Annotated in this window: 24 protein-coding genes; 18 read left to right on the forward strand and 6 right to left on the reverse strand. The window is 44.0% G+C overall.

The genetic code is table 11. The annotated features are described in order from the left end of the window. Positions 1–24 precede the first annotated feature (24 nt). Positions 25–1,785 (reverse strand): GGDEF domain-containing protein, encoded by a 1,761-nt coding sequence (locus tag BM243_RS11255; protein WP_074912455.1) that lies wholly within the window; start codon positions 1,783–1,785, stop codon positions 25–27. Positions 1,786–2,111: 326 nt separating this feature from the next. Here BM243_RS11255 and BM243_RS11260 point away from each other — a divergent pair, with 326 nt between their 5' ends. The 13 genes from BM243_RS11260 (at position 2,112) to BM243_RS11320 (ending at position 13,878) form a co-directional block, all read left to right on the forward strand. Next, positions 2,112–2,330, forward strand: coding sequence for a hypothetical protein (locus BM243_RS11260; RefSeq protein ID WP_074912456.1), 219 nt, complete (start codon positions 2,112–2,114; stop codon positions 2,328–2,330). A gap of 165 nt (positions 2,331–2,495) precedes the next feature. Continuing rightward, a complete protein-coding gene (gene trxA, locus BM243_RS11265) occupies positions 2,496–2,810 on the forward strand; it encodes a thioredoxin (RefSeq protein WP_074912457.1) in 315 nt (104 codons plus the stop codon). 492 nt (positions 2,811–3,302) lie between these two features. After that, the gene (cdaA, locus tag BM243_RS11270) at positions 3,303–4,154 is read left to right on the forward strand and encodes a diadenylate cyclase CdaA (RefSeq protein ID WP_074912458.1); all 852 of its coding nucleotides are present in this window, start codon (positions 3,303–3,305) and stop codon (positions 4,152–4,154) included. Further along, positions 4,121–5,368: a CdaR family protein gene (locus tag BM243_RS11275; protein WP_074912459.1), complete on the forward strand. Its 1,248-nt coding sequence runs from the start codon at positions 4,121–4,123 to the stop codon at positions 5,366–5,368. The genes cdaA and BM243_RS11275 overlap by 34 nt, the downstream gene beginning before the upstream one ends. 54 nt (positions 5,369–5,422) lie before the next feature. Beyond that, positions 5,423–7,015: an NAD(P)/FAD-dependent oxidoreductase gene (locus BM243_RS11280; RefSeq protein ID WP_074912486.1), complete on the forward strand. Its 1,593-nt coding sequence runs from the start codon at positions 5,423–5,425 to the stop codon at positions 7,013–7,015. A 211-nt stretch (positions 7,016–7,226) separates the two neighbouring features. Next, positions 7,227–8,318, forward strand: coding sequence for a butyrate kinase (buk, locus tag BM243_RS11285; protein ID WP_242943547.1), 1,092 nt, complete (start codon positions 7,227–7,229; stop codon positions 8,316–8,318). Further along, positions 8,305–9,198 (forward strand): phosphate butyryltransferase, encoded by an 894-nt coding sequence (gene ptb, locus BM243_RS11290; RefSeq protein WP_074912461.1) that lies wholly within the window; start codon positions 8,305–8,307, stop codon positions 9,196–9,198. The genes buk (BM243_RS11285) and ptb overlap by 14 nt, the downstream gene beginning before the upstream one ends. A 61-nt stretch (positions 9,199–9,259) precedes the next feature. Beyond that, complete coding sequence (buk, locus tag BM243_RS11295) at positions 9,260–10,327, forward strand: butyrate kinase (protein WP_074912462.1); 1,068 nt, start codon at positions 9,260–9,262, stop codon at positions 10,325–10,327. Between the two features lie 274 nt (positions 10,328–10,601). Next, positions 10,602–11,264: a nucleotide-binding protein gene (locus tag BM243_RS11300; RefSeq protein WP_074912463.1), complete on the forward strand. Its 663-nt coding sequence runs from the start codon at positions 10,602–10,604 to the stop codon at positions 11,262–11,264. Positions 11,265–11,283: 19 nt separating this feature from the next. Beyond that, complete coding sequence (locus BM243_RS11305; RefSeq protein ID WP_031577256.1) at positions 11,284–11,493, forward strand: 4Fe-4S binding protein; 210 nt, start codon at positions 11,284–11,286, stop codon at positions 11,491–11,493. Between the two features lie 11 nt (positions 11,494–11,504). Next, a complete protein-coding gene (locus BM243_RS11310) occupies positions 11,505–12,575 on the forward strand; it encodes a 3-methyl-2-oxobutanoate dehydrogenase subunit VorB (RefSeq protein ID WP_074912464.1) in 1,071 nt (356 codons plus the stop codon). Next, on the forward strand, positions 12,575–13,345 hold the full coding sequence (locus BM243_RS11315; RefSeq protein ID WP_074912465.1) for a thiamine pyrophosphate-dependent enzyme: 771 nt from the start codon (positions 12,575–12,577) through the stop codon (positions 13,343–13,345). Before BM243_RS11310 ends, BM243_RS11315 begins: the two co-directional genes overlap by 1 nt. Then, a complete protein-coding gene (locus BM243_RS11320) occupies positions 13,342–13,878 on the forward strand; it encodes a 2-oxoacid:acceptor oxidoreductase family protein (RefSeq protein WP_083422773.1) in 537 nt (178 codons plus the stop codon). The genes BM243_RS11315 and BM243_RS11320 overlap by 4 nt, the downstream gene beginning before the upstream one ends. 155 nt (positions 13,879–14,033) lie before the next feature. Here the strand turns inward: BM243_RS11320 and BM243_RS11325 are convergent, their stop codons facing one another. The 5 genes from BM243_RS11325 to BM243_RS11345 form a co-directional block, all read right to left on the reverse strand. Then, on the reverse strand, positions 14,034–14,819 hold the full coding sequence (locus BM243_RS11325; protein ID WP_074912467.1) for a hypothetical protein: 786 nt from the start codon (positions 14,817–14,819) through the stop codon (positions 14,034–14,036). Between the two features lie 14 nt (positions 14,820–14,833). After that, positions 14,834–15,055, reverse strand: a complete 222-nt coding sequence (locus tag BM243_RS11330) for a hypothetical protein (RefSeq protein WP_074912468.1) — start codon at positions 15,053–15,055, stop codon at positions 14,834–14,836. A gap of 276 nt (positions 15,056–15,331) precedes the next feature. Continuing rightward, on the reverse strand, positions 15,332–15,523 hold the full coding sequence (locus tag BM243_RS11335; RefSeq protein ID WP_074912469.1) for a hypothetical protein: 192 nt from the start codon (positions 15,521–15,523) through the stop codon (positions 15,332–15,334). Positions 15,524–15,605: 82 nt separating this feature from the next. Beyond that, complete coding sequence (locus BM243_RS11340) at positions 15,606–16,049, reverse strand: hypothetical protein (protein WP_074912470.1); 444 nt, start codon at positions 16,047–16,049, stop codon at positions 15,606–15,608. A 113-nt stretch (positions 16,050–16,162) separates the two neighbouring features. Further along, positions 16,163–16,579 (reverse strand): hypothetical protein, encoded by a 417-nt coding sequence (locus BM243_RS11345; RefSeq protein ID WP_074912471.1) that lies wholly within the window; start codon positions 16,577–16,579, stop codon positions 16,163–16,165. A gap of 358 nt (positions 16,580–16,937) precedes the next feature. On the opposite strand from BM243_RS11345, the gene BM243_RS11350 reads away from it, so the two are divergent. The 5 genes from BM243_RS11350 to BM243_RS11370 all read left to right on the forward strand — a co-directional run bounded on the left by BM243_RS11350 (position 16,938) and on the right by BM243_RS11370 (position 21,313). Then, positions 16,938–17,558: a DUF4004 family protein gene (locus BM243_RS11350; protein WP_074912472.1), complete on the forward strand. Its 621-nt coding sequence runs from the start codon at positions 16,938–16,940 to the stop codon at positions 17,556–17,558. A 15-nt stretch (positions 17,559–17,573) separates the two neighbouring features. Beyond that, the gene (locus BM243_RS11355; protein WP_074912473.1) at positions 17,574–18,290 is read left to right on the forward strand and encodes a polymer-forming cytoskeletal protein; all 717 of its coding nucleotides are present in this window, start codon (positions 17,574–17,576) and stop codon (positions 18,288–18,290) included. A 105-nt stretch (positions 18,291–18,395) separates the two neighbouring features. After that, entirely contained in the window at positions 18,396–18,590 is a 195-nt protein-coding gene (locus tag BM243_RS11360; RefSeq protein ID WP_074912474.1) for a hypothetical protein, read from the forward strand. 10 nt (positions 18,591–18,600) lie between these two features. Further along, positions 18,601–19,320 (forward strand): hypothetical protein, encoded by a 720-nt coding sequence (locus tag BM243_RS11365; RefSeq protein WP_074912475.1) that lies wholly within the window; start codon positions 18,601–18,603, stop codon positions 19,318–19,320. A 190-nt stretch (positions 19,321–19,510) separates the two neighbouring features. Further along, positions 19,511–21,313: a DUF262 domain-containing protein gene (locus BM243_RS11370; protein ID WP_083422775.1), complete on the forward strand. Its 1,803-nt coding sequence runs from the start codon at positions 19,511–19,513 to the stop codon at positions 21,311–21,313.

A 21,313-nucleotide genomic window follows, 5' to 3' on the forward strand; every position in this document is an offset into this window, starting at 1 on the left:
GAAAAAACAAAGAGAGTCTGGTTTTTATGCCAGACTCTCTTCTCTGTGGTGGATCTTGTTTTTCTTCTTCTTCTCCAAAACCTTTTCTTTTGCTAGACGCTCTGAGATTTCCGTGAGACTCAGATGGTTGGGTGGAGCACTCCTGACGCATACCGCAGTGAGTGTCATAAGAGGAAATTTCTCCGGATACCCATTTCTGTTTTCTGTGTGAATATAGCCATGCGTTCTGTCTTCATTGGTGTAAAAGGACAGGATTTCTTTTTCAAATCTCTCCACGGCCTGAAGAACTTTGTGGATGCAGGAAGGATCGTTCAGTAAGACCACGAAATCATCCCCACCGATGTGACCGATGAACTGATGACTGGGCAGCTCTTTTGTAAGACTATCTGCAAGGAGCCGGATGACAAGATCTCCTTTCTCAAAACCATAGACATCGTTGAAGGCTTTGAAGTGGTCGATGTCCAGATAATAGGCATAGAACTCCTTCTCTTTTTTCACCAGCTCATGCAGCTTCTGCTCAATGAAGAGATTTCCAGGAAGACCAGTGAGAGGATTCTGGTGCTTGGCTTTATAGAGTTCCATCTCATAGGACTTTTCCAGAAGATCCTTGATGGTGATGACGCCGAAGTAGCGCTCTTTCTCTTCCACCACGATGAAGTCATAGAGCTTGTCCTGGGAACGCTCCATGGCGAGGGAAGAGACGAGGTTTACTGGACTGCTTCCTTCCACAGAGAGAAAATCCTTATCCATGACCTGGGAAAGTGGTTTATTCTGATTGAGGGTGAACCCATACTGACCGCTCAGAAGTAAAGAGAGCTTTTCTCTTGTGAGAATCCCTTCTACCTTTGAGTCCTGAAGAATACAGATGCCTAAGCTATCTTTCTGGAGTTTCAGAAGATGATAGGCTTCAAAGACAGTGGACTTTGGGGATAGGATCTCAATGGGGCCGGCCAGATGCCGAACTTCCTGATAGCTGTATGGAAGTACGGACTGGGGATTCTTCCTCAGCTTCTGGCTGTGGATGAAGTCCAGCACCTCAGACGAAATGGGGGTAATCTCTCTTTCAGGCTTTTTGATGAGATACCCCTGAGCATACTGTACACCAAGATGAAGGACGCAGTCCAGTTCTTCGTAGGTTTCCACACCTTCTGCGATGAGCATAATCTTTGAAGCTTTGGAGAACTCCATCAGTCCTTTGACAATGGCGCGTTTCAGTGGGCTCACATGGATGTCACGGATGAGCTTCATGTCAATCTTGATGAAGGTTGGGTCCACATCACTGATGAGATTGAGACCTGAATAGCCCGCTCCCACATCATCGATGGCGATGGTATAGTCCTGGCTCTTATAGTGGCAGATAATCGTCTTGAAGCTTTTCATATCAGAGATGACATTTCTTTCGGTAATCTCAAAGATCACTTGTCTTGGAGAAATGCCGTACTCCATAAGAAATTCCTTGGTGAAACCCCGGATGAAGGAGTCATCCTGTAGAATATGTGGATTCACATTAAGAAACAGCTTTTTTGATATTGGGGGTGCCATGAAGCACCTGGCTGCTTTTAGAGAAATACTCCTCGCCAGCTGTTCCAGTTCCCATAGCCGATTCTGTTCTTTAGCAGCGATGAAAAGCTCTTCTGGTGATGAGAAGAGTCCATCCTCACTGATTCTTGATAAGGCTTCGTATCCAAGAATCGTGCCTGTGGATAGGGATAGAATGGGCTGAAAGACAGCATACAGCTTTTTTTCAGCAATAATTCTGGAAAGTGCTTCCATGGTGCCAGTCATTGGGATGTAGTCCTCCTTGGATGAAGTAGTAGTCGTATCTATGTTTGATAGCACTATCATAAACTTTATTTGTTAAGTATAGGTTCTGTTTTCATGGATTCCATGTTAACTGAGTAGAGAATGAAAAGTCCATGGAATAGAAGGGATCTACTGGTGGTGTTCATCTACTAAGAGATGTTGAGACCTAAAAGTACCAAAAACAGTTATTTTTAGGCTTGAAATCACGTAAAAAACAACGAAAAGCCATTGGAGAGAGGAACTTTGAAGATTTCATCAGATGGTGATATAATGAAAAAGACCTTTTACGTTTGGAAGGAGGGAACCGCATGGCAAAGAAGACACCCAACCTTGAAACAGCCACAGAAATCAGAAGAGTCACCAAGGGATACTTTGGAGATCCAAAAGGATTTGAGGAGATTCTCTATCGGACCAAAAACAACCGATATGTGCTTCTTCAGCGAGGTGGACATGAAAGTCCATTTCAGGAAGAGAAGATCACCCAGATTCTGAAGGTGGACGCTGAAGCTTGGCTGGCCTCCCTATAGTGGGAAGAAGGACCTGAAACCAGGTTCTTTCTGAAGAGTATGTAAACGTTTTGATGTCAGAATTTGTCTAAGAAAACCTTCTGTTAATTTTTCACGACCAACTGCAAAAATGAAAAAGAATGTGTATAATGGGTAATATAATTTAAAGACTCAGGAGGAAAAGATATGATTAAGGAAGTAACAGGCAGCACTTTTGAAAGTGATGTACTTGGAAAAGAAGGACTCGTACTGGTGGATTTTTGGGCACCTTGGTGCGGACCCTGCAAAATGCTTGCACCCCTATTTGAAGAACTCAACGACGAAATTGAGGATGTGGAATTTGTAAAGCTCAATGTGGACAACAACCCACAGCAGGCAGCAAAGTACAGAGTTGCCAGCATCCCTACACTTCTTGCCTTTAAAAATGGACAGCTGGTGGACCAGATTGTTGGTTTCAGACCAAAGGAAGAGCTGCGAGCATTCATCAACAGAAATAAGTAATTGAAGATCCCCTTCTGAAAGCTGTGCTTTTGGAAGGGGTTTTTGCGTCCTTAGTTACGCCGTAAGCGTAAGACCCCTGTGGGGTTCTCTTTATGTCATCAAAGAACGGCAGCATAAAAGGAAGGCTACGATCAGATAATCTAAGGGGAGAGTGGAAAAGACCTCTAGAAACTTATGTGCAGAGCAGCAATTGAGGATCTATTCTGAAGGAAAATCACCTGAAAAGGACTGCATTCTTTAGAAATCTTGAAAAGATATTAAAAACCTCTTAAAAGACCCGTTCTTTTAAGAGGTTTTTTAGTTCATCCGCTACAATGGGAGAGGAGCATGCAGTGGAAGAGGATCCTATTCATCGGTGCATAATATGAAACATCGGTGAATACTGCAAAGAAATTGCCAAAAACCGAAAATTGTGCACAATCCAAGCGCGTTCTATTGTATAATTTAAATATATTGACTAAAATCTGCTGAGAAAAGCAGGGGAGGTGTCCCGTGGAAACGCTCAATACCATACTGAATACTGTCAGAAACATGAATATTTCTTCCGTCATTGATATTCTCATCGTGGCGTATCTGATTTATAGAGCATATAAACTCATTATAGAAACAAGGGCGGAGCTGCTTCTTCGCGGCATTGTGCTGATTTTGCTGCTCATTCCCATCAGCTATATTTTTAATCTCACCATGGTGTATACCATCATCAGTAAAACCATCACCATTGGAGTGCTGACTCTGGTCATCATCTTCCAGCCGGAAATCCGAAGGATTCTGGAGCATCTGGGAAGATCTGCCTTCAGCGACAGAAGGGTGCTGAGAGATGCGGATATCCTGACCAAAGTTGTGAATGAAATCGTAGAAGCTGTGGACAATTTAAGTGAAAGCAAGACCGGAGCACTCATCGTTATCGAACAGGACACAGGTCTTGGAGACATCAGTGAGACAGGCACTAAAATTGATGCGGTGGTCTCCACAGCACTTTTAGAAAACATCTTTGTGCCCAATACACCGCTTCATGATGGAGCTACCATCATAAGAGGAGACCGGATCTCTTCCTCGGGATGCGTACTTCCTCTCACCACCAACAAAGACATCAGCAAGAGCCTTGGCACAAGGCACCGGGCAGCTCTGGGGCTGTCGGAAGTGTCTGATGCTCTGGTGCTCATTGTTTCAGAAGAAACTGGCACCATCTCTCTTGCCCTCAACGGCAAGCTTGTCCGAAACTACGACAAGGAGAGGCTTCAGAAGATTCTTGTGAAAATACTGACCAGCAAGATTGAAAAGAAAATTACATGGAAGGAGAAGATTGAATCATGGCTAAGCAAAAAGGATCGGATCTCCTCCTGAAAATAGTCAGTCTCATTTTATCCTTCAGTCTTTGGATCTACATCATCAATGTGGAAAACCCCATCAAGACCATGAAGGTGTACAATGTGCCGGTGAGACTGGAAAACCTGGAAAACATCACAGAGCAGAATCTGGCGCTTCTGCCCAATCAGGACATCATGGTAACTCTGACGGTGAAGGGGCCTGCGTCTGAAGTGTACCGGAGTGTGGCCAGCAACTTCAGAGTGGTGGCGAACCTCGATGATCTTCCCCTGAAAGCAGGCATCAACGAGGTGCCCATTGAAATCACGTCCTACCCCGCGGACCTGGATGTGACACCCAGCAGCAATGTGAAGGCCATTGTGTATCTGGATGATTATCTGGAAAGAGAAGTGCCCATCGTATCGCAGTTTGATGCAGTGGCAGCCGACGGCCATTATGTGGCAGGCACCACCTTCAATCCCGCTTCCGTGATGGTGAAAGGACCTGCTCAGTATGTGAATCAGGTCAAGGCTCTTGCGGCCAGAGGCCAGCGGGAAGGCTTGGAGGAAAACTATAAAGAAATTCTTTCCCTTGTGGCCATCGATGAAAAGGATCAGGTGGTAAACCACGTGCAGTTCTCTCCTCTTTATGTGGAGATGAATATTGAAGTCTTTTCTACGAAGTCTGTGCCCATTGTGGTGGATACCGCAGGAGAAGTGCCAGAAGGCTTTGAACTCTTAAGCACTTCTGTGGCACCTGCCACCATTCTCATTGCAGGACCAGACAGTCTGCTGAATCAGATCAGCGAGATCTCCACAGAAGAGCTGAACCTGTCAGAGATCAATGAATCCGGAGACCATCTGAAACGGCTGGTGATTCCAGAGGGCATCATAGCAGTGGAAGGAAACTCCAGCGCTACCGTATCGCTGGTGCTGGAAGCCTTTGAAACAAAGACCATTTCAAAACGGGTCACCACCATTGGCATGGCAGAAGGACTCAGTGTCACCCTTTCCACAAACTCGGTGAACATCGTGGTCAGTGGACCCCAAAGCGCACTGGACGAAATCACAGAAGAATCCATCACCGCAGAAATCGATCTGACAGGACTGCAGCCTGGGGAATACGAGCTGACACCAAAGATTGTGCTGCCGGTGGATATGATTGAAGTCTCTGTGAACCCTCTGGTCATTTCTGTGACCATCACAGTGGAAGGTGAAGAAGAGCTGCCGCCGGAGGAGACCCCAGCAGGATAATAGCAAGTACAAAATACAGATGGAAGCCTTCGGGCTTCCATTTTTGGAGTGAGGATTATGATAAAGATTACAAATCTGGAGCTGACCTTAGAAGAAGAAAAAAGTGAGCTGAAAGGAAAAGCGGCGAAGATTTTACGAATCCCGGAAAGTGAGATTTTATCTCTGGAAATTCAGAAGGAGTCTGTGGATGCAAGAAAAGAACCGCTGAAGTTTGTGCACACCGTTCACCTTAGAGTGAAGGAGGAAGAACGGGTCCTTCGTAAAAATAGAAGTCCAAAGGTTTCCTATTATGAGGAAACACACCGGGAACCCCTCATAAAGGGAAATATGCTCCTCAAGCACAGACCGGTAGTTGTGGGCCTTGGTCCGGCAGGTCTTTTCGCTGCCCTGAAGCTGGCGGAAGAAGGATACTGCCCCCTGGTCCTGGAGAGGGGAGCGCCCATGAAAGAGCGGGATGAGAAGGTGGACTTTTTCATGAAGACCGGCATCCTGGATGTGAAAACCAACATCCAGTTTGGCGAAGGGGGTGCAGGTGCGTATTCGGACGGAAAGCTCACCACAAGAATCAAAGACCCTAGAATCCACGAAGTCATCGGAACGCTTCTTTCCACAGGAGCACCGGAGGAGATTGCCTATCTTTCCAAGCCCCATGTGGGGACCGATCTTCTGAAAGAAGTGGTGGTGAGAATCCGGGAAAGAATCAAAGACCTGGGCGGAGAAGTGCGCTTCTTCAGCCAGATGGAAAATCTCAAAATAAAGGATGGAGTGCTAGAAGAAATCACTGTCAATGGAGAGCCTTTTGAAACAGAAGTGGTGATCCTTGCCCTGGGGCACAGTGCCCGGGATACCTACGAAATGCTGTTTTCCAGAGGCGTCACCATGGAAGCCAAATCCATGGCTGTGGGTGTGCGCATTGAGAATCTGCAGTGGAGAATCAGTGAAAGTCAGTACGGGCCCTCTTTCCGGCATCCGAAGCTTCGTCCGGCAGAGTACACGTTGGCGGCGAAAACCAGAGATGGCAGAGGGGTCTACAGCTTCTGCATGTGCCCAGGAGGTCTTGTGGTGCCAGCTGCCAGTGAAGAGGGACGTCTTGTGGTCAATGGCATGAGTTATCATGCCCGGGACAAGGAAAATGCAAATTCTGCGCTTGTGGTCTCCGTGACACCGAGTGATTATGGTTCCCATCCTCTGGCGGGCATCGCTTTTCAAAGAGATCTTGAACAGAAAGCCTTCCAAATGGGGGGAGGCGGCTATCATGCACCGGTGCAGAAGGTGGAGGATTTTTTAGCAGGGAAGCTCACAGAGACCTTTGGAGAAGTGCATCCTTCCTACGAGCCTGGGGTGAAGAGTGTGCTTCTGAAGGATCTTTTCCCTTCCTATATTACAGAAGGCCTGGAAGATGGACTCCTTCAGTTTGAGAAGAAGATTGAGGGATTCACAAAGCATGGGGCACTTTTGACAGGCGTGGAGACCAGGACCTCCGCACCGGTGCGGATTCTCCGGGGAGAAACTTTAGAAAGCCCTTCCGCCGAAGGCCTCTATCCCTGTGGGGAAGGAGCAGGCTATGCCGGAGGCATCGTGAGCAGTGCAGTGGACGGCATCAAGGTGGCCGAAGCGGTGATCCGCAAGTACAAACCCATGAAATAGAGAAGAATCATCTGGACAGGTCCAGATGATTTTTTGACAAATACACAATATAATTGTGTAAGTTTCTACGTAAAATATGAATAAGACAATGGGAAAAGGATTTTTTTGGTATATCTACAACAGATGGTTTAAAAATAAGAGAGTTTACATATTTTCAAATGTAAAGGGTTTCTGTTATGATTAAATAGAAATATTTTGGGAGGGAATGCGTATGAAATATGTGCTTGTCATCAATCCTGGATCCACATCCACAAAGATTGCCATCTACAGTACTGAATCCATGGAGATTCATACAGAAGTGGTGGAACACAATGTGGAAGCGTTAAAAGCCTTTGAACACATCATCGACCAGAGTGAAGTAAGACGGGAAGAAATCATAAGGGTCCTCCGGGAGAAGAAAATCGGAAAAGAGGATCTTGCCTGCGTGGTTGGCCGCGGTGGACTTCTAAGACCCATAAGAGGGGGCACTTATCTTGTGGATATGGATATTGTGAACGATCTGAAAGCTTCCGTGCAAGGGGAGCATGCCTCGAACCTGGGGCCCATCCTTGCCAAAGAGATTGCCGATGAGGCTGGTGTAGAAGCTTATATTGTCGATCCTGTAGCCTGCGATGAAATGGACGATGTGGCGAGATTTACAGGTCTTAAGGGAGAAGAAAGAGGCTCACTTGCCCACTACCTGAATATCAAAGGCGTCACAAGAAAGGTCTGCGAAGAAGAAGGATTCAGTTTTTATGAGGATAATTTCATTGTGGCGCATCTGGGCGGGGGCTTTTCCATCGGACCACTGAAAAAGGGAAGACTGGTGGATGTGAACAACGCAAACCACGGGGGACCTTTCAGTCCAGAGCGTGTGGGCACGCTGCCTCTAGGAATTCTGGTGAAGTACGCCTTCTCCGGAGAGTATGACAAGAAGTCTCTACTTAGAAAGTTCCAGAGAAGTGCGGGGCTTGTGTCCCATCTTGGCACATCAGACGCCAGAGAAGTGGAAAGAATGATCCATGATGGAGATGATTATGCAGCTAAGGTCTATGAAGCCATGGCGTATCAGATTGCCAAGGAAATTGGTGCATCCGCTGCAGTGCTGAAGGGCGATGTGAAAGCCATCATCATGACCGGAGGCCTTGCTTATTCCAGCATGCTCATGGGTATGGTGGAGGAATATGTGAAATTCATTGCACCGGTGCTGAGAGTGCCTGGTGAACTGGAAATGAAATCCCTTTATGAAGGGGCAAGAAGAGTGCTGAGCGGGGAAGAAAAACCGCTGAGATACAGGGAGGAAATACTGAGTGAAAAGTTTTAGTGAGATCTATGAAAAAATCAAGGGCAGTGACCGGCAAAGAGTCATCGCCGTGGCTGCTGCAGAGGATGAGCCAGTACTCCAGGCGGTGACAAAAGCCAAAGAACTGGGGCTTTGCAATGCGGTGCTGGTGGGAGACGAGGAAAAAATTCTGTCCCTTCTAAGCGAGCTGTCCTTGGAGAACACTTTTAAAATCATCGGAGAAAAGAACCCGGCGAAGGCAGCAAGGATTGCAGCGAATCTCGTGAGAGAAGGAGAATGCGACATTCTCATGAAAGGCCTGGTGGACACCAAGTCCCTTCTAAGAGCTGTGCTGGACAAAGAGACAGGTCTTGCCACAGGAAACCTCATCAGCCATATCGCAGCCTTTGAAGTGCCTGGTTATGACCGGATGCTCTTTGTCACGGATGCAGCCATGAATACGTACCCTGGTCTCAAGGAAAAGGTGGGGATTCTCACCAATGCGGTTTCCTTTGTGAAAAGCCTAGGTGTGGAAACGCCTAAAGTGGCAGGAATCTGCGCTGTGGAAGTGGTCAACGAAGCCATGCAGGCTACGGTGGATGCAGCCATGCTGTCCAAGATGAATGACAGGGGACAGATCAAGGGATGCATCATGGATGGCCCCTTGGCTCTGGATAACGCACTCAGTGTGGAAGCAGCAGAGCACAAAGGCATCAAGAGCCCTGTGGCCGGTCATGCGGATATTCTTCTCATGCCGAACATCGAGTCCGGAAATGTCCTTTATAAAGCACTGACCTACACCACAGAAAGCAAGTCCGGCGGTGTCCTTCTGGGAGCAAAAGCCCCAGTGGTGGTCACCTCCAGAGCAGACTCCTTCGAAAGCAAAGTCAACAGCATCGCCATGGCTGTGCTGAACGCCTAATAGAAAACTTTTTTTTCAGGAAACAGTGTGTAAAATTTAGTTGAATCGTTTGGGGGAAAACATGAGTAAATTATTAATCATCAATCCAGGATCCACATCCACAAAAATCGGTATTTTTGACGGAAACACAGAAGTGGCATCCCATACACTGCGTCATGAGGCATCCGTTATTGGGAGCTTCCACAGTGTCATCGACCAGTATGAGTGGAGAATTGAGGAAATCAAGAAAGTGCTGGCAGATCAAGGGGAAGCTTTGGATTCCTTTGATGCCTATGTGGGCAGAGGGGGCCTCTTAAAGCCCATCAAGTCCGGTACCTATAGAGTCAATGAAGCGATGCTGGCGGACCTGAAAAAGAGCATCAAGGGAGAGCATGCCTCAAACCTTGGCGCCATGATTGCTCAGGGCCTCGCTACAGAATACGGGAAAGAAGCCTTCATCGCAGATCCTGTGGTGGTGGATGAAATGGAAGATCTGGCAAGAATCTCCGGAAACAGCCAGTTTGAAAAAGTGAGCATTTTCCATGCCCTCAATCAGAAGGCTGTGGCAAAGCGCTATGCCAAGGAAAATCATCTGAACTACAATGAGCTGAACCTCATTGTGGTGCATCTGGGTGGAGGCATCAGTGTCGGGGCCCATAAAAATGGAAAGGTTGTGGATGTGAACAACGCGCTGAATGGAGAAGGACCGTTCTCTCCAGAGAGAAGCGGAACCCTTCCTGCGGCAGACCTTGTGGAAATTTCTTTCTCCGGAAAGTACACCAAGGGAGAGATCCTCAAGATGATCACAGGAAAAGGCGGCTTTGTTTCCTACTTAGGAACCAACGATGCAAGAGAAGTGGAAAACCGCGCAGAAGCAGGAGATGTGGAAGCAAAGAAGATCTATGATGCCATGGGGTATCAGGTGGCAAAAGAAGTCGGTTCTCTTGCACCGGTACTTATGGGAAAAGTCGATGCCATCCTTCTTACCGGAGGAATTGCCTACTCCAAGATGATGGTGAATTTCATCAAAGAAAGGGTAGAATTCATTGCGCCAGTGGTGGTGTATCCTGGAGAAGATGAGCTCTTGGCGCTGGCGGAAGCGGCCAATCGTGTGCTGAGTGGAGAAGAGGAAGCCATCGTCTACGAATAGACAACAGAATGGGAACTGAATGACATAAAATTATCAAATTCATAATATAGAGTGAAAAAATCTTAAAAAAGTTAAAAATCGTGATTTGTAAAGGTATTCAGGGGTCTTTCATAACAGATGGCCATTTCTGTTGTGAAAGTTCCTCTCACTTTACAAACAATTCATTAATTTTCAATCAGATGAAGAACTTTGCCATGAAATTGAAAATTAGATTCTCAAAGGAATTTGTACTAAAATAGAACCATGAAAGTATGTATGTATGGAGGTATGGCCTTTGGAGAGAATCACGATCATCACCGGACATTTCGGCAGCGGAAAATCCGAAATGTCCATCAATCTGGCCAAGAAAATGAACCGGGAAGGCCACAAAGTCGCCCTGGTGGATCTCGACATCGTGAATCCGTTCTTCTGTATCCGGGACTTCAAGGAGACCTTGGGGAAAGAGGGGATTGATGTCATCGCAGCGAATCCTGAGTGGTCCAATGCGGAGCTCATGATGGTGCCTGCGGAAGTCAGTGGTATTTTTGTCAAAAGAGATACCAGCTATATCATGGACATCGGGGGAGACGACATGGGTGCCGTGGTTCTAGGACAGTACAACGGGGAGCTTTTAAAGACAGGCTACAATCTGTTTTTTGTCATCAACACTCAGCGTCCTATGACACCAAACGAAAAAGGGATCAAAGAGTATATCGAAGGGATTGAGAGAAGTTCAAGACTGAAAGTGACCCATCTCATTTCCAACACCAACCTGTCTTTTGAGACCACAGTGGAAGAGATTCTAAAGGGAGACCAGATTGTGTCTGAGCTTTCCAAAGAACTGGGGATTCCCCATCTGTACACCGTGGCCAGAGAAGATCTGGCTGGAGAACTGGAAGGAAAACTGAATGGGGAGCTTCTTCCCATTGAAATCTTTATGAAAACGCCATGGAGTTAAAATAAAAGGGGGATATGGTATGCCAAAAGTTGTGTTTAGGGAAGAACGATGCAAAAGCTGCGGACAGTGTGTCATTGCCTGTCCTGTGAACATCATCGGTTTCACAGACAGAATCAATGAAAAAGGGTACAGACCAGCAGGGATTCCTGCGGAGCTCATGGAGAAGTGCATCGGATGTACTTCCTGTGGAAGAATGTGTCCGGACTTAGTCATCACAGTGTATAAATAGGGGGTTTAGGTATGAGCGAAAAGGTACTCATGAAGGGAAATGAAGCCATTGGAGAAGCGGCCATCAGAGCCAACTGCAAATGCTTCTTCGGATATCCGATCACACCGCAGACAGAAGTGGCTGCGTATATGGCAAAGAAGATGCCAACCATCGGCAGAGTGTTCCTGCAGGCGGAAAGTGAAATTGCAGCGGTCAATATGGTTTATGGAGCAGCTGGTACAGGCGTAAGATGCATGACCAGTTCCTCTTCACCAGGAATCAGCCTGAAGGCGGAAGGAATCTCCTACCTAGCAGGAGCTGAGCTTCCTTGCGTCATCATCAACATCGTGCGTGGAGGCCCAGGACTTGGCGGTATTCAGCCTGCGCAGTCTGACTACTTCCAGGCCACAAAGGGTGGAGCGCATGGTGACTTCCACATGCCCGTTTATGCCCCATCCTCCATTCAGGAAATGGTGGATCTCATTCAGGAAGCCTTTGATGTGGCAGATGAATACAGAACACCTTGCATGATCATGGGAGACGGTATGCTGGGCCAGATGATGGAACCAGTAGAGTTCAAGGAAAACCTCAAAAAGAGAGATCTTCCTGAAAAGACCTGGGCAGCCAATGGAAGAATGGGCAGAGCCCATCACAATGTGATCAACTCTCTGTTCCTGAAGACAGAAGCCCTGGAAGAGCACAACAACCATCTGGGCAGAAAGTATGCAGCCATCAAGGAAAAAGAAGTCAAGTATGAACTGATGAATACAGAGGATGCAGACCTCATTCTGGTTGCCTATGGCACCACAGCTAGAATCTGTAAGAACGTCATTAAGCTCGCCAAAGAAAAGGGCGTAAAGCTTGGACTTGTCAGACCTATTACCCTGTGGCCATATCCACAGGAAGCCTTTGATCTCACCATCGGAAACACCAAGCATGGCTACCTCACCGTAGAAATGAGCATGGGCCAGATGGTGGAAGATGTAAGACTCTCTGTTGAAGGAAGAAAGCCAGTTCATTTCTATGGACGTTCCGGCGGTATGATTCCTACTCCAGATGAGATTCTTGTGAAGGCACTCGAAATCGTAGGGGGGAACAAGTAATGGAAGTGAAAGACAGACCAATTCTATTTAAACCAACTACAGGACTTTTGGATGTACCTACACACTACTGTCCTGGTTGTACACATGGCGTAATCCATAGACTCATTGGTGAGGTTATGGAAGAGCTGGATATCATCGACAAGACCATTGGGGTGGCTCCTGTTGGATGTTCCGTTCTAGCTTATGACTATTTTGCTTGTGATATGTTTGAAGCCGCTCATGGTAGAGCTCCAGCCGTTGCTACGGGTATCAAGAGAGCCAATCCAGACAAGATCGTCTTCACCTATCAGGGAGACGGGGACATCGCTGCCATCGGTACTGCAGAAGCAGTCCATGCAGCAGCAAGAGGCGAAAAGATTGTGACCATCTTCGTCAACAACTGTATTTATGGAATGACAGGCGGACAGATGGCTCCTACGACTCTTCCAGGACAAAAGACCGAAACTTCTCCATATGGAAGAGATGTTGCAACCGCAGGATTCCCCATCAGATTCTCTGAAATGCTGGCTCAGCTGGATGGCGCATATTACATCGAAAGAGTATCTGTAGATAAGGTTGCAGGCGTTGCCAAGACCAAGAAAGCCATCAAGAAGGCGTTCCAGAATGCCATCGACGGTAAGGGCTTCAATATGGTGGAAGTGCTTTCCATCTGTCCTACCAACTGGGGTCTTAACACAGAAGAGTCTCTGAACTGGCTGAGAGAAAGCATGATTCCTTACTACCCACTGGGCGTAAAGAAGGATCTTGACAAGAAGGAGGAAGCGAAATAATGACACAGGAAATTATTTTTGCAGGCTTCGGTGGACAGGGTATTCTGTCCATGGGGAAGTTCCTGGCTTTCGGTGGAATGGATAAGGGAATGAATGTTTCCTGGTGTCCAAGCTATGGTCCTGAAATGCGTGGAGGAACCGCGAACTGCTCCGTAATCCTTTCTGATGAGGAAATTGGTGCACCGATTATTTCTGCACCTGACACCATCGTTGTGATGAACAGACCTTCCCTGGATAAGTTTGAAAAAACAGTAAAGCCAGGCGGATTGATCATTCTGGACAGCAATCTTGTTACGAGAGAAGTGGACAGAGATGATGTCACCGTCATCAGAATCCCAAGCCAGACAGAAGCAGAAGCCATTGGTTCTGCGAAGATCGCCAATATGATTCTTCTGGGTGCTTTGGTAGAGAAGACCGGAATCATCTCCAAGGATGAGCTTCTGGAATCTCTAAAAGGCCATGGAAAAGAAACCTTCTTTGAGATGAATAAGAATGCCATTGAAAAGGGCATTGAATACGCCAAGAAGGCTTAAGAATACGTAATAAATAGAAGGACCTCTCTGATTGTGTGTATACACATTCAGAGAGGTCTCTTTTGCTTTTTTGTGGCTTTGTTTTTTGGGAATGTTGAAACTCAGATATTGTAACGGGATTCCCTCATTCTTCAGCTATATAGAAGTTGTTTTGCTTAAAATTGTTCTTCTGCTTTACTTATATGTACTCTGATCTCTTCTTCATGCTTTTGGCAATAAGCATAACTGTCCTGCATAAACTTTCTGATGTTCCCGCATTGATAATATTCTTCAATGACATCAAGTGCCATTTTATCACCCAATCTCATATCTTGAAAATAATCATAGACGCATCCGCCGTTTTCCCTGGGAAAATATGGGTTAATAGAACTGAGTCTTTCATCACGCATAATACATTCTACGACCATCTCACTCAAAATCCACTTTAATGTTGGCCGCTCATATTCGTCATAGTTATCATGGAAAATTTGATTCCAAACATGAAACCATAGAAAATGAATCATCTCATGTAATGAAATACCAAGTGCACCGCGCTCACTATTCAGATAGAAAACTTGAAAATACTGATCCTTCAGGAATCTTGGAGACACAGGATTTAGACTTATCTCAGCTCTTAAATCATTAAACAGCTGATGTGTATCTACTTGAAATGCATCAGACAGCGCTTCTTCAATTTGTGGTCTATATCTTCTCCAATGCCTGTTATATTTTACGACTTTTTCATTAATCAGAGATTCTTGCTCCTGATATATTTCCTTCATTTCGTTCAAAATATATTGTTTTTTGGCGTTATAATCAAGAGTCTGAAATACATCTTGATTTAGTTTTGGAAAAAAATGAAATAGTGAGTCTGACCAATAGGGAGATTCTCCCTCGGTTTGAAACATCATAATGCTCTCTATCATTTTTTCAAATCCTGGATTAACAAATGTTATTTTCATATATCATCCTCCTGTCATCGCTTTCTGATCTCATCGAGAATGGTAAAGGTGCAGTAAAAGATGACAACGAGTACGATTAAAAATAGAACGAAGTAAAGTCCTTCCGGGGTAATCGGTATGATCGAAAGGGGGATTGCAGCAGCGAAGAGTGTTCCCAGTGTATAGAGAACAGATTTCCAGAATCTCCAGATTGATTTGTTTCCTTCTTTCAGCATTTCTCTTTCTTCAGAATTCATCGTAAACCTCCATATACATTGTCGTTATTGGAAATAAAATACTTGCTTGTAACGAACTAAGAGGTCGACATTTGGAAGTTCATTGAGAAAGAGGAAGGCGGAGACAAATAGGGTGAGCGTGCTCAGCATATCTTATGGAGCCTTCATTTTCTGTTGCTTTTCTCATCAATGAATCATTGTGTCATTTCGACCACCAGAACATAGACTTTTCTATTTAGGCAATGGATTCTATTGCTTCATTTTGTGAGGAAGCATGTAGTAGAAGTTGCCTTTTTTTTAGTTCTTAGGTAAGAAAGGGGTCCAGTCTACTGTTCTCAGTTCCATTTGGAACAGATAAGTGAAGAGTGCAAGGAGAAGTGCAGACAGTGCAAAGTAAGCTGTTTTTTTAGCAATAGTCTTTTGTCTCCAGGCGAAACTCATTCCTGTGGTACTGGCCATTGCTAATATGAAGTAAAGTACAAGTAACATGATAAATCCTCGCTTTCAAAAATAAATAGGAGTATGGATAGTACTGCAGGTTCATGTGTTGTTTTGCTTTTATGAAGCGGACTTATGACGTGGGGTGTTCCACTTGTTCTACGCTACCATCCGACTGAACAAGCTCTTCTTTTTGTCTTTCTTTCTTGATGATCTGTTCAAACCATAGAATATAAAGAAATATAAAAAGTAGAATGGACAGCAAGGCAATACGAAGGAAAAGTGTCACTTCAAAGACCTGGGTCAACCCCAAGGCGATGAAAAGGGAAAAAAAAGGAACATAAGGGGCAAAGGGGGCAAACTTTCCAAATGCCTTCCGATGCAGCGTTTTCTTTAGATCAGCCTCTTTGTTGCCTTCATCATAGGCTTCCTGATCAAAGGACAGATGAAGACCTTTTAGGAATAGATATCCAGAGAATGCTACACCGAACCAGTCTTTCTTCATGATGAAGAAAAGTAAGTAACCACCTCCAACAAATATTGTAACTAAAAATAGAGTCTTACTTGTGACTTTCAAAATACCGCCTCCTCTAAGTAAAAGTGTGAATATGGAGTAGGGATTATGGGTATCCTATTATTCCGATATAGGGATCAAAAGAGAGTTTAAAGGATTCCAGGTAATGTTTTTTGTCAATCTCTATGAATAAACGTAGGGTTTGGATTTTCGCCAAACCGCTGCTTCCAGTACTGCCGGTTTCCTGTGAAAAGTAAAGTATTGAAGAGCTGAATCTGGTAAGAGGGGAAGAGCAGTCCAGCGGTAAAAATCAAGATTGCGATGATCATATTAAAGAAGGCATAACTTGTGACGCCTTTCAGCATGGTCTCATACACACCATCCCCTTTGTAGAGGTCTTCGATGTAGTCGTTGATCCTTTCATGGTTTCCTTTTTTCACTTGTATATATCGCCATACAAAGGCAATGAGGAGGACCAGCCATACGAACTGAGCGAAGAGAACAATGTAGAGATTTGACTTTGGCATGGCTTTGTATGTCTCCAGATAAAGATCCAGGGGGCTTGGTTTGATATAGGCATTTCCAGTAGTCAAAGCATCACCTCAAAAATATCTGTTAACTATATCATAACAAAAAAAAAGTAATCTTTCTATGAAAATATCCATAATTCACATAGTATGATTCAGTTTTTTCTGATGAAAAGGAAATGACAGCATAGGGTTATTACGCTGTATTAAAGGAAATAAAACAAACCTTCCAATGTCATCAGGGTTGTTACGTTGATAAAGTGAAAAATCGGCGGGGTTTTTATCTAAAAATGGTAATACTATCTGATTTTGGAGTGTAATTTGGATTGAAATTCATAATATATCGTAGTTTTCAGGTTTGTTTTGTCCTAGGGGTTTACAACGTAACAATGTTATGTTACATTATATTCAAGAGGTGAGAGATATGGAAGAATTAATCTCCAAGAAAGATCTGCTGACAGAAATGGACATTTCTTATGGACAGCTGTATCGGTGGAAACGGAAGAAACTGATTCCGGAAGAATGGTTCATGAAAAAGTCCACCTACACAGGACATGAAACCTTCTTCCCAAGAGAAAGAATTCTCGAGAGGATTCAGCAGATTCTCAATATGAAAGATGGTGCATCCTTGGATGACCTTGCAGACAAGTTCTCCTCGGATATACCAGAAGAGCTTATGAGAAAAAAGGAAGACCTTATTGGACTAGGGGTGCTCCACACAGAGATCATCAGACTTTACGAGGAAATCTTCAAAGGCAAGGAAGAGTATAACTTTCAGGATATTCTCTATATGTATATCTCGGAAGATCTGCTTCACCAGGGGAATATTAGTGTAGAGGACCTTTCAAGGATTCTCAAGATGCTCAGTGACCAGTATGAAAACATCAAGGATAAAGATCCCGCCTTATCTGTCTACAGAAGATTTGGCGTAACCGTATCCCTTCTCCATAAATCAGGAGAAATCTTCTACTCAGACCAGGCACCCATCGTGGATAATTACAGCATTCGTGGTGCTCTGGAAAAACTGAAACTGAAACTTATATAGCGGGAGGTAAAAAACATGGAAAAAAGAGATTTAAGAATCAGCGGTGCATCGGTGGCCACCGGTGGAGAATATAGAGATGTGAAGGTATCCGGAGCCAGTAAGATTACTTCTGATATATCCTGCGAGACCATGTCCATCTCCGGTGCCATCACGGTGGACGGCAATGTGGACGCCACCTCCTGTAAAATCTCCGGTGCCTGTAAAGTCAGGGGGTATGTAAGATCCGAGGAGATCAAGATCTCCGGGGGAAGTTCTATAGGAGACTTCCTGGAAGGAAATGAGATATCCCTTTCTGGAGGCATCAAGGTTCATGGAGACATCAGAAGCAACCACCTGAAGCTCAGTGGAGAAATCACGGTGGATGGGAATATGGAATGCGAAGAGTTTTACCTCTCTGGAGCCATCACCTCCAAAGGAACCGTAAACTGTGAAAAATGCGAACTGAAAATAGCCAGCAGCTCTTCTTTGGGAGAATTGGTAGGCTCTGAAATTGTAGTAAAAGAAGGACTCAGCTCTGGTGGGCTTCTGAAGAGCCTCTTTGGAGGAGGGAACGGACAACTGAAGGTCACCCTCGTAGAAGGAGATGACATCTATCTGGAGAATACTGCTGCAGAAGTGGTACGTGGAGCGAAAGTAACCATAGGACCTGGATGTAAAGTGAAAAAAGTGGAGTACAGCGAAAAACTGGAAGTGCACCAGCAGGCAAAAGTGGACGAGAAAATCGAACTGTAGAATATGCGTCAATCCCAGTACAGCGGCAGGAGAGAAGAGTTTTAGACCAGTCGGCAAAAGGACTTCATCAGAGATAGGATCTCTGGAAATAAAGGAAGGATAAAAATGAAACGTAATAAATTCAATATGCATGTTCTGACCCATGATGGGAAAATCCTGGACCAAAAAGAAGAAGGCATCAGCTACCAGATGAAAAATCTCCTGAATGGCCGTGAGTTTGCTACAGATTATCAGACAGATGACATGTATAAAGTACAGCTGGAAGCCATGAGAGATTGGATCATCAAGATGCGCTGGTAGGAGGTAAAGGATGGATAGACAAGATGTGAAAAGTGTTGGAGACATCACGCTGGAAAAAGGATTCTATGGGAAGATCTCCTGTGCAGGAGATCTTCTCCTGAAGGGAGAAGTGGAAGCTTACAGCATAAAAGCGGCAGGGGACCTGGAAGCCATAGAGAATGTGAAGGTGGAGAGCTTAAGAGTTTACGGAGATGCGGAGTTCAGAAAAGATGTGGAAGCCATAGAAGCGAAAATCTATGGAGACGCAGAAATTTTTGGGCACTTTCAATGTCAGGATCTCAAGGTATTCGGGGAATGCTCTTTGAAAAAGCTGGATGCAGAGAAGCTTACCGTCTTTGGTGCTTTGGAAAGAGCAGAGGAAGTCAATGCAGAAAAAGCGGAGTTCAGCGGAGAAGTTCAGATTGCGGGAGTTCTTAATGTGGGACATGGAGAGTTTAAGCTTGTAGGAGACTCTAAAGTAGAAGAAATCTACTGCGAAAGTCTTTCTGTGAAATCCGATGGGGAGTTTTTTAACGGAGTGCTTTCAGGGCTCATTTCCAGAGGGAAAAGCGGCACTTTAACTTCCGATCTCATAGAAGGAGATGACATCTACCTGGAAAACACAACAGCGAAGATGGTCCGGGGGAACAAAATCAAGGTTGGTCCTGGGTGCAGAATCCAGCGTGTGGAGTATAATGAAAAGCTTGAAGTGCACAGCAGTGCAGAAGTGAAAGAAAAAGTAGAGCTGTAATAGAAGAAAAAGATAGACGAGGTTTCTCAGCAATGGGAAGCCTTGTTTAGTATATATAAGAAATACCAAACAGGTTAGGTTGAACTTAGAATGCAAAGGATATACAATAATAATAGATTGAAAATTCTAAACAATTATCCGTTTATAAGTTATTCTATAAGGTTAAAATCGAAAAGAAGGGGGATTGTATGTGTCAACGCGTTTGATGTTCAAATCTGTTAATGATTTGTTGGATGAAAAGTTCTATGTTCCATATTACCAAAGAGGGTACAGATGGACGAAACAACAAGTAATTGATCTTTTGAACGATATATGGGGTTTTACTCAAAAAGAAGGTAATGACAAATTTTATTGTTTGCAGCCTGTGGTTGTGAAAAAGGTCCTTAATACGATAATCAATGAAGAATATTGGGAAGTTGTTGACGGACAACAGCGTCTCACAACGCTGTATATTCTCCTGTACTATTTAACGAAAGAAGTTCTTAAAGTTGACAGTCTCAAAGAAGAGTACGGAAAAGAAATCTTCACAATATCGTATGAAACTCGACCTGGAAGTGCAAAATTTCTTAAAAATCTAGAAAAGGACAATTCAAATATCGACTATTATTATATGCATACAACATATGAGACGATTAAAGAGTGGTTTACTGACTCCAATAATATTGAAAATAGAACGGATAGGTTTAATTTTTTGAGTACGTTACTAGGAAGAAAAGGCAAGGAGAAATCAGTTCAAGTCATCTGGTATGAAGTACCTGTTGAAGTTAACAGCAATGAGCTTTTTACTCGTCTTAATCTTGGCAAGATTCCGCTAACAAACTCAGAACTTGTAAAAGCATTATTTCTTTCAGAGACGAGTTTTGAGAAAGATGATAAGCAAGAACAGAAGAAGACAGAGATAGCAATCCTGTGGGATAGCATGGAGCAAAGACTTAATGATGAAAAATACTGGGCTTTTATCACAAATGAAAATCCAGAAGATTATTCAAATAAAATAGAACTTCTTCTGGATTTGATCGCCAAGAAGTCAGATAAAAATAAAGATCCGTTGTCTACCTTTCTACACTTCTATAAAGTGGTGAATGGTAAAAGTAAAGATTTATGGAGTTTGTGGTTAGATATTGAAAAATATGATCAGACCTTAGTTGAATGGTATAAAAATAGAGATTTGTATCATAAGATTGGATATCTAATTACCATAGGTGTAAGTTTAGCAGATCTTGTGGAGAGATCGCTTGGGGAGCCCAAAAGTGCATTTACATACTATATTGATTCAGAAATTGCTAAGAGTATCAGATTTAATCTTGAGTCATTAAGTTATGAGAATAAAGGAGACTATTCTAAAATCTATAGAGTACTAACATTGTTTAACATAGAGTCGTTAAGAACAAACGAGTCTGCACTAGATTATTATCCATTCAGTCTCCATAAAAAATCAAACTGGAGTATTGAGCATATACATGCTCAGAATGCGGAAGGGCTTGATAAAACCAAAAAAGAACAATGGAAGCAATGGACCGATTCTCATCTGAAGCTGATTGTAGACTTTCAGAATCAAATAGAAGATATACAACTGAAAGAGCAACTCAGAAAATTGGAGTCTGAAATTCTAGAGGTTAATTATGAAGTTCTTAACTGGGATAAATTCATGTTACTAGCAAATCGTATTGGAATATTCTTTTCTGAAAAAGAAACGATATATTCTGATGAGATGCATGGACTATCAAACCTCGCATTACTAGGTCAAGCTGAAAATTCGGCTTTAAATAATGGGGTGTTTGAACTCAAGAGACGGACCATCATATCAATGGATAAGGACGGTAAATACATCCCGATATGTACTAAAAGGGTGTTTTTGAAATACTATAATAAAAATGCAACTCAAGGAAATTACTATTTCTGGAGTTATGAGGATCGAAAGAATTATCTCGAAGAAATTAAGGCTGTGCTGAGAAGAAGTGGATATCTTATTAAAATAGAAGGTGAGGTCTAA

It is taken from the genome of Proteiniclasticum ruminis, from assembly GCF_900115135.1.
GTDB classification, from domain to species: domain Bacteria; phylum Bacillota; class Clostridia; order Clostridiales; family Clostridiaceae; genus Proteiniclasticum; species Proteiniclasticum ruminis_A.